At 37.5% G+C, this 16765-nt stretch carries 19 protein-coding genes and 1 pseudogene; 16 read left to right on the forward strand and 4 right to left on the reverse strand.

The window, feature by feature from the left end:
- Positions 1 to 657: 657 nt before the first annotated feature.
- A complete protein-coding gene (locus ILT06_RS24865) occupies positions 658 to 2373 on the forward strand; it encodes an ABC transporter ATP-binding protein (RefSeq protein ID WP_048563441.1) in 1716 nt (571 codons plus the stop codon).
- Positions 2374 to 2438: 65 nt separating this feature from the next.
- Complete coding sequence (locus tag ILT06_RS24870) at positions 2439 to 2750, forward strand: heavy metal-binding domain-containing protein (RefSeq protein ID WP_000637523.1); 312 nt, start codon at positions 2439 to 2441, stop codon at positions 2748 to 2750.
- Between the two features lie 115 nt (positions 2751 to 2865).
- Here ILT06_RS24870 and ILT06_RS32700 read toward each other — a convergent pair.
- From ILT06_RS32700 to ILT06_RS24885, 4 genes and pseudogenes are all read right to left on the reverse strand, one after another.
- Positions 2866 to 2943, reverse strand: a pseudogene (locus ILT06_RS32700) (macrolide transporter); the annotation flags it as partial.
- A gap of 16 nt (positions 2944 to 2959) precedes the next feature.
- Positions 2960 to 3499: a flavodoxin family protein gene (locus ILT06_RS24875; protein ID WP_064476198.1), complete on the reverse strand. Its 540-nt coding sequence runs from the start codon at positions 3497 to 3499 to the stop codon at positions 2960 to 2962.
- Between the two features lie 4 nt (positions 3500 to 3503).
- The gene (locus tag ILT06_RS24880; RefSeq protein WP_064476199.1) at positions 3504 to 3872 is read right to left on the reverse strand and encodes a MerR family transcriptional regulator; all 369 of its coding nucleotides are present in this window, start codon (positions 3870 to 3872) and stop codon (positions 3504 to 3506) included.
- A 51-nt stretch (positions 3873 to 3923) separates the two neighbouring features.
- Positions 3924 to 4817, reverse strand: a complete 894-nt coding sequence (locus ILT06_RS24885) for a LysR family transcriptional regulator (RefSeq protein WP_088047802.1) — start codon at positions 4815 to 4817, stop codon at positions 3924 to 3926.
- 151 nt (positions 4818 to 4968) lie between these two features.
- On the opposite strand from ILT06_RS24885, the gene ILT06_RS24890 reads away from it, so the two are divergent.
- From ILT06_RS24890 to hprK, 14 genes are all read left to right on the forward strand, one after another.
- Positions 4969 to 5991, forward strand: a complete 1023-nt coding sequence (locus ILT06_RS24890; protein WP_064476201.1) for a YeiH family protein — start codon at positions 4969 to 4971, stop codon at positions 5989 to 5991.
- A gap of 236 nt (positions 5992 to 6227) precedes the next feature.
- Positions 6228 to 6425: a helix-turn-helix transcriptional regulator gene (locus ILT06_RS24895; protein ID WP_000538364.1), complete on the forward strand. Its 198-nt coding sequence runs from the start codon at positions 6228 to 6230 to the stop codon at positions 6423 to 6425.
- Positions 6426 to 6436: 11 nt separating this feature from the next.
- On the forward strand, positions 6437 to 6826 hold the full coding sequence (locus ILT06_RS24900) for a hypothetical protein (RefSeq protein WP_098103016.1): 390 nt from the start codon (positions 6437 to 6439) through the stop codon (positions 6824 to 6826).
- An 18-nt stretch (positions 6827 to 6844) separates the two neighbouring features.
- Positions 6845 to 7066, forward strand: coding sequence for a hypothetical protein (locus ILT06_RS24905; RefSeq protein WP_064476203.1), 222 nt, complete (start codon positions 6845 to 6847; stop codon positions 7064 to 7066).
- On the forward strand, positions 7063 to 7455 hold the full coding sequence (locus tag ILT06_RS24910) for an ATPase (RefSeq protein WP_088047805.1): 393 nt from the start codon (positions 7063 to 7065) through the stop codon (positions 7453 to 7455). The genes ILT06_RS24905 and ILT06_RS24910 overlap by 4 nt, the downstream gene beginning before the upstream one ends.
- Before the next feature lie 16 nt (positions 7456 to 7471).
- Positions 7472 to 7699, forward strand: coding sequence for a hypothetical protein (locus ILT06_RS24915; RefSeq protein ID WP_064476205.1), 228 nt, complete (start codon positions 7472 to 7474; stop codon positions 7697 to 7699).
- A gap of 100 nt (positions 7700 to 7799) precedes the next feature.
- On the forward strand, positions 7800 to 8561 hold the full coding sequence (locus ILT06_RS24920; protein ID WP_222655630.1) for a MerR family transcriptional regulator: 762 nt from the start codon (positions 7800 to 7802) through the stop codon (positions 8559 to 8561).
- On the forward strand, positions 8558 to 9178 hold the full coding sequence (locus tag ILT06_RS24925) for a hypothetical protein (RefSeq protein ID WP_088047807.1): 621 nt from the start codon (positions 8558 to 8560) through the stop codon (positions 9176 to 9178). The genes ILT06_RS24920 and ILT06_RS24925 overlap by 4 nt, the downstream gene beginning before the upstream one ends.
- Positions 9179 to 9223: 45 nt before the next feature.
- Entirely contained in the window at positions 9224 to 9661 is a 438-nt protein-coding gene (locus tag ILT06_RS24930) for a DUF4362 domain-containing protein (protein ID WP_222655631.1), read from the forward strand.
- A gap of 151 nt (positions 9662 to 9812) precedes the next feature.
- On the forward strand, positions 9813 to 11789 hold the full coding sequence (gene uvrB / locus ILT06_RS24935) for an excinuclease ABC subunit B (protein ID WP_064476209.1): 1977 nt from the start codon (positions 9813 to 9815) through the stop codon (positions 11787 to 11789).
- Between the two features lie 11 nt (positions 11790 to 11800).
- On the forward strand, positions 11801 to 14671 hold the full coding sequence (gene uvrA, locus ILT06_RS24940) for an excinuclease ABC subunit UvrA (RefSeq protein ID WP_222655647.1): 2871 nt from the start codon (positions 11801 to 11803) through the stop codon (positions 14669 to 14671).
- Positions 14672 to 14731: 60 nt separating this feature from the next.
- A complete protein-coding gene (locus tag ILT06_RS24945) occupies positions 14732 to 15181 on the forward strand; it encodes a DUF4275 family protein (protein ID WP_222655632.1) in 450 nt (149 codons plus the stop codon).
- A gap of 114 nt (positions 15182 to 15295) precedes the next feature.
- Entirely contained in the window at positions 15296 to 15676 is a 381-nt protein-coding gene (locus tag ILT06_RS24950) for a phage holin family protein (protein WP_001267307.1), read from the forward strand.
- Positions 15677 to 15832: 156 nt separating this feature from the next.
- Positions 15833 to 16762, forward strand: coding sequence for an HPr(Ser) kinase/phosphatase (gene hprK / locus ILT06_RS24955; protein ID WP_222655633.1), 930 nt, complete (start codon positions 15833 to 15835; stop codon positions 16760 to 16762).
- The last annotated feature ends 3 nt before the right edge of the window (positions 16763 to 16765 follow it).

The raw sequence follows: 16765 nt of genomic DNA on the forward strand, positions 1-16765 counted from the left end.
GACGTGGTATTCTTGTTCATGAGAGATTCCTCGTTTCGTCAATGTTGGTGTGGTAACTTACATTGTACAAGAGGAATCTCTCTTTTGCATTCATTTTTTGGTAGAATTTAGATAATCAACAGACGTGTTATTATATAAATCTAAAAAGATTTTGGTTTAGATTTTCTTGTCCCAATCAAGTTCCAAAAATAAAAATTTAGACTTTCTTTTCTGTGTACAGTTTGAATGTGTTTTGAAATATTATATTTAAAATAAATTTTATCAGTCGGAGAATCCTTCAATGATTGTTACTTAATTTTGCTTAATTATAAAAGTAATATTCAATAATTGTTTTAGGTAGGTTTTAGTAAGGAGAATTATGAAAAAAATTAAGAAAAAACATTGGAAATAATAAGCTTTCAGTTTTATTAATTATGAAAAATCACAAATAGAAGAAAGGGTATCACCTTGTGGTGATACCTTTTTTTGTTGTGGGGGGTGGGTTTGGTAGTAAATGGTATTTGCATCGGCGATTATTCAAATATATCGACTTTCCGGCAAAAAAACGACAACTATCGCAAACATTCTTTTTAGTTTCATAGACGGATAACTTGAATAATTATTTGATAATGGTTATCATTTAGAGGGTGTTTTAATTTTGGAAAATGGAGGTAAGATATGCTACGTAAATTTTTTTCTTACTATAAACCGTATAAAGGTTTATTTATACTCGACTTTTCTTGCGCGGTTGTCGCAGGGTTACTAGAACTTGGCTTCCCGCTTATCGTAAATCAATTTATTGATAAGTTATTGCCAGGACAAAACTGGACGCTTATTTTATGGGCTTGTTTCGGTTTACTTGCAGTGTATATATTAAATGCAGGCTTACAATATGTCGTTACATATTGGGGACATATGCTTGGTGTTAACATTGAAACGGATATGAGGCAGAAATTATTTGATCACATTCAAAAGCTATCATTCAGATTTTTTGACAATAATAAAACAGGTCATTTAATTTCACGTCTTACAAACGACTTAATGGAAATTGGGGAAATTGCTCACCATGGGCCAGAAGATTTATTTATCGCTGTTATGACTTTAGTTGGGGCATTCTCATTTATGATGATGATCAACTGGAAGTTAGCGCTATTAACGTTCTTCGTTATTCCATTCCTATTATGGTTGGCACTTTACTTCAATAAAAAAATGACAGGTACGTTTAGACGTTTATTCTCAGACGTTGCTGATTTTAATGCATGTATTGAGAATAACGTTGGTGGTATCCGTGTTGTACAAGCATTCGGAAATGAAAGGTTTGAGAAAGATCAATTTGCTGTAAACAATGCTCGTTTCCGTACAACGAAATTAATGGCGTATAAAATTATGGCGTTAAATTCATCGATTAGTTATATGCTCATGCGTCTCGTAACGCTCTTCGTCTTAATATGCGGTACATGGTTTGTTCTGCAAGGTGAATTAACGTACGGTGGATTTATCGGATTCGTTCTATTAACGAATATTTTCTTCCGCCCAATTGAAAAAATTAATGCGGTAATCGAAAGCTATCCGAAAGGGATCGCTGGTTTTAAGAGATATGTAGAGCTTCTTGAAACAGAGCCAGATATTGTAGACTCTAAAGATGCGATGGAAGTTAAACATGTACATGGTGATATTCAATATAGCAACATTACATTCGGATATGAAAATAAAGAACCGATTTTAAATGATATTAGTTTGAAAATACATGCAGGTGAAACAGTTGCTTTCGTAGGACCATCAGGAGCTGGAAAAACGACGTTATGTAGTCTATTACCACGTTTTTATGAACAAGCGTCAGGATCGATTCAAATTGATGGTATTGATACGAAAGATATGACGTTATCTTCACTTCGTAAGCAAATTGGAATTGTGCAGCAAGATGTGTTCTTATTCTCAGGAACAATTCGTGAAAATATCGCTTACGGAAACTTAAAGGCGTCAGAAGCTGAAATTTGGCAGGCAGTAAAACGTGCACAGTTAGAAGACTTAATTTACTCACAACCAGACGGTTTAGATACGGTTATTGGTGAGCGTGGTGTGAAACTTTCTGGTGGACAGAAGCAACGTCTAGCGATTGCTCGTATGTTCTTGAAAAACCCGCCAATTTTAATATTAGATGAAGCGACTTCCGCATTAGATACAGAGACGGAACTTGCGATTCAAAAATCACTTGCTGAACTATCTGTCGGCCGTACAACATTAGTTATCGCTCACAGACTTGCAACGATTAAAAATGCAGATCGTATCGTCGTTGTAAATAAAGATGGTATTGCAGAACAAGGTTCACATGAGGAACTAATTGAGCAAGGCGGAGGATATAGCCGTTTATACGAAGCTCAGTTCAGTTCGTAAATATAATTTCTGCTGAATTAGTGCACCATAAGTAAGTGAAAATCTTATATGGGAGGCTATGAAGCATGATTGTAACAACAACGTCTACAATTCAAGGAAAAGAAATTATTGAGTATATCGATATCGTCAATGGAGAAGCGATTATGGGCGCGAATATCGTTCGTGACCTTTTCGCCTCTGTCCGTGATGTTGTCGGCGGTCGTGCGGGCGCTTATGAAAGTAAATTAAAAGAAGCGCGCGACATTGCAATGGAAGAGATGAAAACTTTCGCAAGACAAAAAAATGCAAATGCAATTGTTGGTATCGACGTGGATTACGAAGTAGTTCGCGAAGGAATGCTAATGGTTGCAGTGAGCGGGACTGCCGTCCGTATTTAAAGTGAAAAAGCCGTGCTGATGCACGGCTTTTTCACTTTTATTAATGCTATTCTATGTCGAAGTTTCAATATTTCTTGGGAAATGCGGAAGGCCTTGTCGATATATAGGGAAGACATTAGAGCGCTTCTTTACATTTTCGGATTTGAACTAATAATGTTTCGTATTCTTGTTCGAGAGATGTGATGTCATCGTTTTTGTCAAACTAATTTCTATTTACTATTTTTGAATTTATCATTATACAATTGTGCTTTTGCCAGCGCCTCAGCATCGTTTTTAATTTCATCCAGTCCATTTGCATCCCCAATAACATAACCTTCAAATGAAGAACCAACAAAATCAAAGATATATTGGAATTGAGCAATAAGCGGTAATGCTTTCAGTTTCGGGTTGTCTCCGCCAACGATGACAACATACATTTTTTTGCCTTTCATTTTCTCTTTGAAATGAAGAGATGTATCACGCAAGCTTTGTGACCAGCGATCGACGAAGTTTTTCATATGACCGCTCATTCCGTACCAGTATAGTGGTGTAGAGAAGATAATTGTGTCGTGCTCTAGCATGCGTTCAATTAAATGTTGATAGTCATCGTTTACAGCTTGGAATCCTTCTGCATCATGACGTTGGTCTGTAATAGGATGGACTGTATGGTCTCGTAAGTAAATTTGTTCTGTTTCAATGCCCTCTATCATCATATGTGTTAAAGCCTCTGTATTTCCGTTTTGTCTTGAACTGCCATGTATAACAAACATGTAATCATCCCTTTTCATTTGCTTGTTTTAGGAGTGAAACGTGTTTTTGCAAATTCGTTTGAATGCTAGAAAGTAATGAGATTTGCTTCGTTACTTCATTAAGTTTATCTTCATAAAGCGTAAGGATACTGCTGCAAGGATTTTCGTACAGGTGCGGCTCTATTTCGAGGCAGCGCAGCATCCTTGCCGTCTCTTCTAAATTTAAGCCAATTTGTAAGTACATTTGAATAAGCTCCACTTTTTCGATGGCACCTTCATCAAAATCACGGTAGCCATTTGCGAGGCGCTTAGAAGGGAGTAATCCTTTTTCTTCATAATGTCTTAGTGATCTTTCGCTAACCCCGGTTTCTTTTGATAACTCTCCAATTCGCAATGTGTTTCACTCCTTTTACATGTATTGTAAACCTTCACACTAATGTGAAGGTCAATGCTGTTTTTTCGCAAAAGAGTCTACATGATTTAAAAACACCTGAATGGCTTTAGACAGGATGAAGTATTTGCCGCGCACGATGGAGAATGGACGAATTAGTTGTTCATTTGGAACTTCGACGTGGAATAGCTCTTTTGCCAGTAGCTCTTTTCGTACAGTCCAATCAGAAAGTATAGCGATGCCAAGCCCGGCACTAACTGCTTCCTTTACGCTTTGGATACTACTAAATGTAAAGAATCGTTTCATTTTCAAATGGTGTTGATGAATAAAGCGGTCACTATAAGCGCGTGTACCAGAACCACTTTCTCTTAATACCCATACTTGATCTTGGAGTGTACTTTCATTTATTTCATTTGTGCAGAGCAGTGGATGATTTGGAGGGACGACGAGCTTCATTTCATCTTGCATAAACGTTTCAACGTCAACGTCGGCGTATACGACTTGCCCTTCCACTAAGCCGATATCGATTTGATTAGAGCGAAGGCTTTGTAAAACGTCTTCTGTATTTGAGATAAAGGTATGAACTTCGACGTGTGGATTTTCATTCGCATAGTTAGCCAGTATTTTTGGGAGTAAGTATTCGCCAATTGTGAAACTAGCACCGATGCGAAGAGTTCCTGTTACAACGTTATGTAGTTCGTTAATTTCTTGTTTGGCTTCTTCGTAAAGAGAGAGCATTTGCTTTGCATGTATATATAGTATGTTTCCAGCCTCCGTCACTTGGACGTGCTTTGGGGAGCGCTGAATAAGAGTGGTGCCAAATTCGTTTTCTAAGTTGCGTATATGCATACTTACGCCAGGTTGTGAAAGGTTTAATAATTCTGCTGCACGGGAGAAGTGCTTCTGTTCAACGACAGTAACAAATATTTTTAAAATGTCTACGTTCATGTAATGGGCTCCTTTCTTTTTCTATCATCTTATCATAAGTATTTCTGATGATAGAGATTTAATATTGATATTAAACTTATTATAGAAACTCTCTTATAATGTAAGTAGAAAGAACATGCATGTTCCAATACGATTATTGGAGTGGTTCAAAGTGGAACAAACACTTGTTATACAAAAGAAGAAGGGCTTTGGATTTTCGCAAGGAATTGGGATTACACTATTAATCGCAATTGCTGCGAAATATTTAGCAGAGCTTCCATTTTTAAATATTATGGGACAATTAGTAATTGCTATTCTAATTGGGATGGTTTGGCGTGCAGCAATTGGAGTTCCTCATGATGCGATTGCCGGGACGAACTTTGCGAGTAAGAAGTTGCTGCGCTTTGGGATCATCTTACTTGGAATGCGGTTAAATCTTGTTGATATTGCGAAGGCAGGGCCGAAAGTATTGGTCATCGCTGCGGTTGTTATTGCATTTACGATTTTCGTTGTATATGGACTAACGAAAGTATTTAAAGTAGAAAAGAAACTCGGAATTTTAACAGCGTGCGGAACAGCAATTTGCGGTGCGGCAGCGGTCGTGGCAATTGCACCGCAAGTGAAAGCGAAGGATGAAGAAACGGCAGTTGGGGCAGCGATTATTGCAATTTTAGGTACAATATTTACACTTATTTATACGCTATTATACCCAGTGCTTGGCTTCTCACAGTACGGTTACGGTGTATTCTCAGGTGCCACGCTGCATGAGATCGCCCATGTCATCGCAGCTGCGGCACCAGGAGGCAGTACGGCTGTAGACATCGCAGTTATCGTGAAATTAACGCGCGTTGCAATGCTTGTGCCAGTAGCGATTTTAATTGGATTATGGTTTGGTAAGAGTGAAGGTAGCGAGGAAAAAAAATCGTGGCGCGATCTTCCAATTCCGTGGTTCATCTTCGGATTTTTAGCGATGAGTGCAGTGCATTCGCTCGGGGTTATACCAGAAGTTGTTGCCGGCTATATTGTTGTCATTGCTTACATGCTGATTGCAATGGCGATGGCGGGGCTTGGTTTAAATGTAGAGTTTAAAACGTTCCGTAAGTTAGGAAGTAAGGCATTCGTGGCGGGGCTGATCGGCTCGGTTTGCCTTTCTATTCTTGGATACGTTCTTGTATATGCATTAGGATTTATGTAGTAGGACGAAAAAGCTGTTCCAAAAGATATTTTGGGACAGCTTTTTTCTTATGATTATAGTGCTACGGATGTCGATATATTTAAAAAATCGCTGATATAAATTGAATTACTCTTGTACTTGGTTAGAGAAGATGTTCAGTGAAATGTTTTACTAAAATTTGTAAAGATATCTTTACTTGAAATTGGAAAATATTTATAATTAAAGTAAAGATATCTTTACTTTCGAAGGTGGAGCCTATGGGTGTGAAAAATAAAATAAAAGAGTTAAGAAAGCAAAATCATATAACGCAAGTTGAAATGGCAAAGGCGATGCAGGTGACACGGCAGACGATTGTGGCGATTGAAAACCATCATTATAACCCGAGTCTAGAGTTATCCCTAAAAATCGCCAAATATTTTGGGGTGAAGGTGGAGGAAATATTTACGCTAGAGTAAGGGGAGAAAAAATGGAAGATACTAAAAAGTTATTGATTGGTGCGACTATTGGATTGTTTTTGGGAGACATTGTAGTTCATATTATGAATCCGGCTATACCAATTTTACCGCTCGTAGTGAGTAACGTTTTAGCAATTGTATTTTTGATAGTGTATGCGTATTACAAAAAGCGTAAGTATAAAAAAGAAGAACTTCCAGATATAGATGAGCGAGTAAATGAAAATATAAAAAAATATGTAAATGTCTCATTTGTATTCGCGTTTCTATTGCTTATTGTTTATATTGTTGCGAGTAAATCAATAGGCAGAGCTGTTATACCAGTGCAAGAAATATTTATGATATGTAGTTCCTTATTTGCGGGTAGTCTCATCATAGGAGTCATGATAGGGAAACGAGCATAGAGATAGGAGGAATGAAAAATGCAAGATGAGTTTGAGAGATTCCAGTCAGATAAAGCGTTTAAATATGTAGGGTTATTTTTTACGATTAGTTTAGCGATATGGAGTTTATATAATTTAATTGTTGATGGAAATGCTGGTATGCCGTTTGTTTTATTTGTACTAGGGCAGTTTGTTTATTTCTTTGTGAACTATTGGCCGAAGTGGAAATATAGAAATCAAAAAGAGGTTGATCATGTATGAGTAAGCAAGATGTTATACGGTTTATAGGAAGTTTATTTTTAGCGGGTCTTATTTTAAATGCGAGTTTAATGATTTTAAGTATTTCGTGGGGAACGATCTTCATATCGAATGTAGCACTAGTCATTTTATATAGTATTTCGGAATATAGAGAACAGAAGCGTTTGAAAGAAGAGGGAGTTCCGTCGATTGATGAGCGAGTTGTGAATAAGATGAAGTCGTATTTTACGATTTGTATTACAAGCTTCATTTTCCTGTTCATTGTGTATCTTTGTGTAAATAAGCATTTAGATAGGCAAGCAGTACATGTAAATGAGTTATTATATATTGCTATTTTTGGTTTATTAATAAGTATGGCATCGACGAGTGTGTTAGCAACAAGGAATAGATAGAAAAAGGGGAACTGGGATGGGATTACCGGTATTATGTGTCGCTACGGCTATTTTTGCTTTGTTTTGGGGAATGCAGAACTTCTCTCGTAATCCAGTGCCAAGCGTTTGTATTATGATTGGTACTGTCGGTTTATCATATTATTTATTAGTTTCAGCTCATTATCATAAAACAGCAACGAGTGTTGTTGTTGGAGCACTTATTTTATTTTGTGGGCGTGCTGTACAAAAAGGATTATTCCCGTAAAAGCTGTTTATACGAAGAGTATAAACAGCTTTTTGTATTTTTTTTACAAAAGACTTGAAAGTGACGTAACGTCATCTTTTATAATGAAGGGGAAGAGGTGATGGTAGTGATTTCCATACAACAATTGACGAGAGAGACAGGGGTAACAGTACGTACATTACGTTATTATGATCAAATAGATTTATTAAAGCCGAGCGGGAAAACAGAAGGCGGGCATCGTTTATATAGTGAAGCTGACGTAATACGGCTGCAACAAATTTTATTTTTAAAGGAAATGGGATTTTCGTTAAAAGAATCTGCGAATATGTTAGTAAAAGATGAGCTTAATTTAAAGGATTCACTTGAAAAACAACTTCGATTTGTACAGGAAGAACAAAAGAAATTCAATCGAATGGAGCGTGTTTTACAAGCAGTTGTTTATTCGGTGGATGTGGAGGGAGAGCTCGATTGGAAAGTTATGTTTGAACTTATCCAGCTTTCGAAGCAGTCGTCTCGCATACGTGAAATATTTCAAAATGAAGTATTTTCAAGGGAAGAACAAAAATTGCTTCATAACTTGCCAAATATGAGTGAAGAAGATCCGAATGTTTTAGAATGGGTAGATTTATTAAAGCAATTACGTATTTTTATGAAAGACGGCAAAGAAGCCGCGAGTGATGAGGTACAAGAGGCAACGAAGAGATTAATGCAGAAGTGTTTAGAAATGGCTAATGGTGATGAAGCATTTTTAGATAAGTTATGGGAAGTTAGAAAATCGAAGGAAGATTCGCAGAAAATGAGCATGTATCCAATTGAAGAAGAACTTTTATTATATATGGATGAAGCTTTTCGTATATATGATGAAAAGGAGATGGATAAATGAGTATACTTGCAGAATATCGTTGGTATTTTTTAATTGGGGCAGAGATTGTATTTTGGTTATCGGCTATCGGCTTCTTTTTACTCCGTTACGGATTCCGTTTGAAGAAAGCGAGCTTTATTATGGGGATTGTACTCCTCGTAAATGAAGTATTTATTTTAACATTAGGGGTAGTGGACTATTATCAAACAGGGAAGTTCTCTAATTTTCAAATCATTACTGTAATTATTTTATTGTATGCAGTTTTCTACGGGAAAAAGGATTTGAAGAAGCTTGATATATTTGCGCAAAAGCTAGTTGCGAAATGGCGGAATGAACCAGCGCCTATTATTGAAGAACATATAGAATTAACAGGTATGGCCTATGCGAAGCAGGAAATAAAAAATTTGGTATTGCATCTTGTTTTATTCATTGTTGTGCATATTTTCTTTTTCTTTCTGTACGGTTTTGTCCCGTTTGACCAATGGCATAATTGGTTAGAAACTGGGATTGTTTTAAATGAACCAGCTAGTCGCGTTAGTCAAGTTTGGGCGATTATACTTTTAGTGGATACAGTTATTTCATTTTCATATGTGATTTTTCCGAAGAAAGAGAAAGGAAAAGAGAAGCTACTTTCGTAGAGGAAAGTAGCTTTTGCGGTATACAAAGAATTTTTATAGGAGAGGATGACAATAGGAAAAAGAAGTGGTTTTATATGTCTATTTCTCTTTTTCTTTAGCTTAGTAGCATGCTCACAACCTAACATTGAAATTGATAGGAAGAATGATGTCATTGTAAAGAGAGCGGGAATTTCCAATCTAGATAAATTTGAAAAATTCATTTTGAATGTTGACCAAGGGAAGGTTGATAAAATAAGGATTGTACAGTATACCCATGAAGGTGACCCGATCTTTCAAACGCTAGAGCATAGTGAGAACGATATACTTTATGTGTCAGATAATAGAAAAGACCAATTTGCTGGTGAGGATAAAGGGTTACATAAAGATAACTGTAAAAGGATTGTTAAAGAGCAGCGTGAATTACAAACGGCTTATAGGTTAATAGACTGTGTGAATGAAAATGGGCGCAATGGATATGATTTATTATATGTACCTAAAAAATAGAGTTAGTAGAGGAAGGAAGTTTTGGCTCCTTCCTTTTTCTATGTATATATTGTCGAAAGTTTTACCGAATATCTGTTCGTTTTCTTGGTTTTTTTATGAGCATTCGTGGTAAAATGGGAATACAGATTTTTTACGAGGAGGTCGGTTTTGTTTGGAACATCAATTTGAAATTATCTCAGCGTATTCCCCGCAAGGTGATCAGCCGGTAGCTATAGAGAAGCTTGTAGAGGGAATTAATAGTGGAAAGAAAAAGCAAGTGTTGCTTGGGGCGACAGGAACGGGTAAGACATTTACGATTTCAAATGTCATTAAAGAAGTGCAGAAGCCAACACTTGTCATGGCTCATAATAAAACGTTAGCAGGACAGTTATATAGTGAGCTGAAAGATTTTTTTCCTAACAATTCAGTGGAGTATTTTGTTAGTTATTACGATTATTATCAGCCAGAAGCGTATGTGCCGCAAACAGATACTTTTATTGAAAAAGATGCGCAGATTAATGATGAAATCGATAAATTGCGTCACTCAGCAACGTCTTCCTTATTTGAAAGAGACGATGTTATTATCGTTGCGAGTGTTTCGTGTATATATGGTTTAGGTTCTCCAGAAGAATACCGCGAGTTAGTTGTTTCGCTTCGAGTTGGTATGGAAAAGGACCGCAATCAATTGCTTCGTGAACTTGTTGATGTGCAGTATGGGCGTAATGACATTGATTTCAAGCGTGGTACATTCCGTGTGCGCGGAGATGTAGTTGAAATCTTCCCGGCATCACTTGATGAGCATTGTATTCGAATTGAATTTTTCGGCGATGAAATAGATCGTATTCGCGAAGTAAATGCGTTAACAGGTGAAGTATTAGCAGAACGTGATCATGTAGCAATCTTCCCAGCATCTCACTTCGTTACACGTGAAGAAAAGATGAAGGTCGCTATTGAAAATATCGAAAAAGAATTAGAAGAGCGTTTAAAGGAATTAAATGATAATGGCAAGTTGTTAGAAGCGCAGCGTATAGAGCAACGTACACGTTATGATTTAGAAATGATGCGTGAGATGGGCTTTTGCTCAGGTATTGAAAATTATTCCCGTCATTTAACACTTCGTCCAGCGGGTGCAACACCGTATACGTTATTAGACTATTTCCCGGAAGATTTCTTAATTGTTATGGATGAGTCACACGTATCAGTACCGCAAGTAAGAGCGATGTATAACGGGGACCAAGCACGTAAGCAAGTACTTGTGGATCATGGGTTCCGTTTGCCATCAGCTTTAGATAATAGACCGCTTACGTTTGATGAGTTTGAAGGGAAAACGAATCAAGTTATTTACGTTTCGGCAACGCCAGGACCGTACGAGTTAGAGCAGGCACCGGAGGTAATAGAACAAATTATTCGTCCAACAGGGCTTTTAGATCCACCAATTGATATACGACCAATTGAAGGGCAAATTGATGATTTATTAGGAGAAATTCAAGATCGCATTGCAAAAAATGAACGTGTATTAATTACGACTTTAACGAAGAAAATGTCAGAGGATTTAACAGACTACTTAAAAGATGTAGGAATTAAAGTAAACTATCTTCACTCTGAAATTAAAACGTTAGAACGTATTGAAATTATCCGTGACCTTCGCCTTGGTAAGTTTGATGTACTGGTCGGTATTAACTTATTACGAGAAGGATTAGATATTCCAGAAGTATCACTTGTAGCTATTTTAGATGCTGATAAGGAAGGATTCTTGCGTTCGGAGCGTTCATTAATTCAAACAATTGGTCGTGCGGCACGTAATGAAAACGGCCGCGTTATTATGTACGCAGATCGTATAACGAGATCGATGGGAATTGCGATTGAAGAAACGCAACGTCGTCGTACTATACAAGAAGCTTACAATAAAGAGCATGGTATTACGCCGAAAACGATTCAAAAAGGCGTGCGTGATGTTATCCGTGCAACGACAGCTGCTGAAGAGCCGGAAACATATGAAGCAGTACCAGCCAAGAAGATGACGAAAAAAGAGCGTGAAAAGACAATTACGAAGATGGAAGCAGAGATGAAAGAAGCAGCAAAAGCGTTAGATTTCGAGCGTGCAGCTGAATTAAGAGATTTACTATTAGAATTAAAAGCGGAAGGGTGAACAGAGTGAGCATAAGCAAGGATTTTATTGTCGTAAAAGGTGCTAGAGCACATAACTTAAAAAATATTGATGTAACCATTCCGAGAAATCAGCTTGTTGTTGTGACGGGATTGTCTGGTTCAGGGAAATCATCATTAGCGTTTGATACGATTTATGCAGAAGGGCAACGCAGATACGTAGAATCGTTATCTGCGTATGCGCGCCAGTTTTTAGGACAAATGGATAAACCTGACGTGGATACAATTGAAGGCTTATCTCCAGCGATTTCAATCGATCAAAAAACAACGAGTCGTAATCCACGTTCAACTGTCGGAACGGTAACGGAGATTTATGATTATTTACGTTTACTATTCGCACGAATTGGTACGCCGATTTGCCCGAATCATGGTATTGAAATTACATCACAAACAGTAGAGCAGATGGTAGACCGTGTACTTGAATATCCTGAACGTACGAAATTACAAGTGTTAGCTCCTATCGTTTCTGGGCGTAAAGGTGCACATGTGAAAGTGCTTGAAGACATTAAGAAGCAAGGATATGTTCGTGTACGTGTTGATGGTGAAATGCTTGATGTATCTGAAGATATTGCGTTAGATAAAAATAAGAAGCATTCCATTAAAGTTGTAATTGACCGTATTGTTGTAAAAGAAGGGATTGCAAGCCGTCTTGCGGATTCACTTGAAAGTGCATTAAAGCTTGGCGGGGGCCGAGTGTTAATTGATGTAATGGGAGAAGAGGAACTTCTATTTAGTGAACATCATGCTTGTCCGCATTGTGGCTTTTCAATCGGAGAATTAGAGCCGCGCATGTTCTCATTCAATAGTCCATTCGGGGCGTGTCCTTCTTGTGATGGACTTGGTTCAAAGTTAGAGGTAGATTTAGAACTTGTCATTCCGAATTGGGATTTATCATTAAATGAACATGCGATTGCGCCTTGGGAACCGACAAGCTCACAATATTACCCACAGCTTTTACAATCTGTATGTAATCATTACGGCGTTGATATGGATGTGCCTGTGAAAGATATACCGAAAGATTTATTTGATAAAGTGTTGTACGGAAGCGGTGAAGAGAAAGTTTATTTCCGCTATGTAAATGAATTTGGTCAAGTAAAGGAAAATGAGATTTTATTTGAAGGTGTTATTCCAAATATCGAACGTCGTTATCGTGAAACGAGTTCTGATTATGTCCGTGAGCAAATGGAAAAGTATATGGCAGAGCAAGCTTGTCCGAAGTGTAAAGGTGGACGCTTAAAGCCTGAGAGTTTAGCTGTTTTCGTTGGTGATAAAACGATTGCTGATGTAACGAAGTATTCTGTTCAAGAAGTACAGGAATTCTTCTCGAATGTAGAGCTAACGGAGAAGCAACAAAAAATTGCTCATTTAATTTTAAGAGAAATCCAGGAGCGCGTTGGATTCTTAGTGAACGTCGGGTTAGATTATTTAACGTTAAGTCGTGCTGCAGGAACTTTATCAGGTGGTGAGGCGCAGCGTATTCGTTTAGCGACGCAAATCGGTTCTCGTCTGACTGGCGTACTTTACATTCTTGATGAGCCTTCTATCGGTTTACATCAGCGCGATAACGATCGTCTTATTCGTACGTTGCAAGAGATGCGTGATTTAGGTAATACGTTAATTGTCGTTGAACATGATGAAGATACGATGATGGCTGCTGATTATTTACTTGATATCGGACCTGGTGCAGGTATTCATGGTGGTCAAGTTGTATCAGCGGGGACGCCAGCTGAAGTGATGCAAGATGATAATTCGCTAACAGGGAGGTATTTAAGCGGTAAAGAGTTTATTCCGGTTCCACTTGAAAGACGTAAAGGTGACGGACGTAAAGTGGAAATTATCGGTGCAAAAGAGAATAACTTAAAGAATGCAAAGATGTCATTCCCGCTTGGTACGTTTGTAGCGATAACGGGTGTATCTGGTTCCGGTAAAAGTACGATGATTAATGAAGTACTATATAAATCATTAGCGCAAAAGTTATATAAAGCGAAAGCGAAGCCAGGTACTCATAAAGAAATTAAAGGTCTTGAGCATTTGGATAAAGTAATCGATATTGATCAATCGCCAATCGGGCGTACACCACGTTCTAATCCAGCGACGTATACAGGTGTATTCGATGATATTCGTGATGTGTTTGCACAAACGAATGAAGCGAAAGTGCGTGGATATCAAAAAGGACGTTTCAGCTTTAATGTAAAAGGTGGACGTTGTGAAGCGTGCCGTGGTGATGGAATTATTAAAATCGAAATGCACTTCTTACCAGACGTATACGTTCCGTGTGAAGTTTGTCATGGTAAACGTTATAACCGCGAAACGTTAGAAGTGAAGTATAAAGATAAGAACATTTCTGAAGTGTTAGGGATGACAATTGAAGATGGAGTAGAGTTCTTCGCTAATATCCCGAAAATTAAGCGTAAACTTCAAACGCTTGTAGATGTAGGGCTTGGTTATATGAAATTAGGGCAGCCAGCTACTACGTTATCTGGAGGAGAAGCACAGCGCGTGAAATTAGCTTCTGAATTACACCGTCGTTCTACAGGGCGTACGTTATATATTTTAGATGAGCCAACGACTGGTTTGCATGCACATGATATCGCGCGTCTTCTAGAAGTTCTGCAACGCCTTGTTGAAAGTGGCGAGACAGTTCTTGTTATTGAACATAATTTAGATGTAATTAAAACAGCTGATTATATCGTTGACCTTGGACCAGAAGGTGGAGACAAAGGTGGACAAATCGTTGCTTCCGGAACGCCAGAGCAAGTAGTGAAAGAAGAGCGCTCGTATACAGGTAAGTATTTAAAAGATATTTTAGTTCGTGATAAAGCAAGAATGAAAGAGAAAATAAAAGAAGTAGAATTATCGCAATAAGTGTATTACTAAAAAACCGAGTGGAAATGACACTCGGTTTTTCGTTCATAGGGGGAGAAAATGGAGTTTGTAGATATTTTAAGAAAGAAAAATATGAAGGTAAGAGAGTTTCAAAATTGGGGTGTTTATTTTCGCAAACGCTGGGAGGGTCATTTTGCAAACCATTTAAGTGATGAGGAAAAAGAAGACATTTTTCTGTATGGAGATAAGTATGCATGTGGGTATCTTTGGCACATATTTAGTTATGAGAAAAAGAAGTGTTTAGAGGGTGAAGAAGCGGAGAACGCGTTTCATAATGAAGTGAAAAAGAATTGTTACATATTCTATCAACATTGTGATGATGTACTGCTAATAAAAGATACGAGTTTATTACATATGGAGGATATATTGTGTGAGAGGGGCGATATGTATAAAGGCGATATTTATATTGTAGATAAAGAGTTCACTTGGACTTTTGTAAAAACTCATGAACATAGATGGTGTGGTCCTTATTTTGCGAGGGAATGTTAGTAGGTATACAAGCATGGAGAATAGAATAAGTTGATATAAGTGTTTGTATGATACTTGCGTTTCTTATCTATTAGCGTATGATGAAATATATATGTCAAAAGGATGTGTAAGGAAATGAGATGGATTGTATCACTTCTTGTAAATAGCGTTGTGTTAATCGCTGTATCGGGACTTTTAAAAGGGATTGCGCCAGACGCGTTTTACGTAGCAAATATACAAACTGCAATTATTGCGAGTATTATCTTGGCTGTTTTAAATGTGTTCGTAAAACCGTTTTTAATTTTAATTACGCTACCAATTACTCTTGTAACTTTCGGGTTCTTCTTAATTGTTATTAATGCGATTACGTTAAAAATAGCAGATTCATTATTAGGAGATGCATTTAATATATCAGGATTCGGTGTAGCGATTGTAGCGGCAATTTGTATTTCAATTTTTAATATGATTATTGAAAAGGCAATTGTGGAGCCACTGTATGAAAAAAAGAGAAAATGACAAAAAGAAAAACATTTCATGATGTATATGAAATGTTTTTTTCTATTTATTAGAAACCGTATTTCTTGTTTCCAGAAAAAAATGGTACAATATCCGGTAGAATGGAATTTTACATCAAATGAGACTGAACCCGCAGCGGAGTGGAGGTTTATACATATGCCGAAAGTAAGGACAAAAGATTTAATTGAACAATTTCAATTGGAGTTAATAAGTGGTGAAGAAGGAATTAATCGTCCGATTGATACAAGTGATTTATCACGACCTGGAATTGAAATGGCAGGATTTTTCACATATTATCCAGCTGATCGTGTGCAGCTTCTTGGAAAGACGGAGCTTACGTTCTTTGACACATTAACGTCAGAGCAAAAGCAAGAGAGAATGAAAGCGCTTTGTACTGAGGAGACGCCATGTATTATTATAACTCGTAATCAAGATGTACCAGATGAGTTACTGCATGCATCGCGTGAATCAGGTATGCCTTTATTACGTTCTTCTCAAACGACAACAAGATTATCAAGTCGTTTAACTAATTATTTAGAAGGTAAGTTAGCACCAACAACAGCTGTACATGGTGTGTTAGTAGATATTTACGGTGTTGGTGTTTTAATTACAGGTCAAAGTGGTGTCGGTAAAAGTGAGACAGCTCTTGAGCTTGTAAAACGTGGTCATCGCCTTGTTGCGGATGATAGTGTAGAAATTCGCCAAGAAGATGAAGACATGTTAGTCGGAAGCTCACCAGATTTAATTGAGCATTTATTAGAAATTCGTGGTCTAGGTATCATTAACGTGATGACGTTATTCGGTGCAGGGGCAGTGCGAAATTATAAGCGTATTACACTTGTTATTAATCTTGAAATTTGGGATCAAAAGAAAAATTACGATCGCTTAGGTCTTGATGAAGAGAAGATGAAGATTATTGATACAGAGCTTACAAAGATTACACTTCCAGTTCGTCCTGGTCGAAACTTGGCTGTTATTATTGAAGTAGCAGCGATGAACTTCCGTTTAAAACGTATGGGAGTCAATGCAGCACAACAGTTCTCTGAACGATTAATGAGTGCGATTGAGTTAGGAAATCAGGAGTAAACT

The organism is Bacillus sp. 17RED48 (genome assembly GCF_019837545.1).
In the GTDB taxonomy this organism is placed as follows: domain Bacteria; phylum Bacillota; class Bacilli; order Bacillales; family Bacillaceae_G; genus Bacillus_A; species Bacillus_A wiedmannii.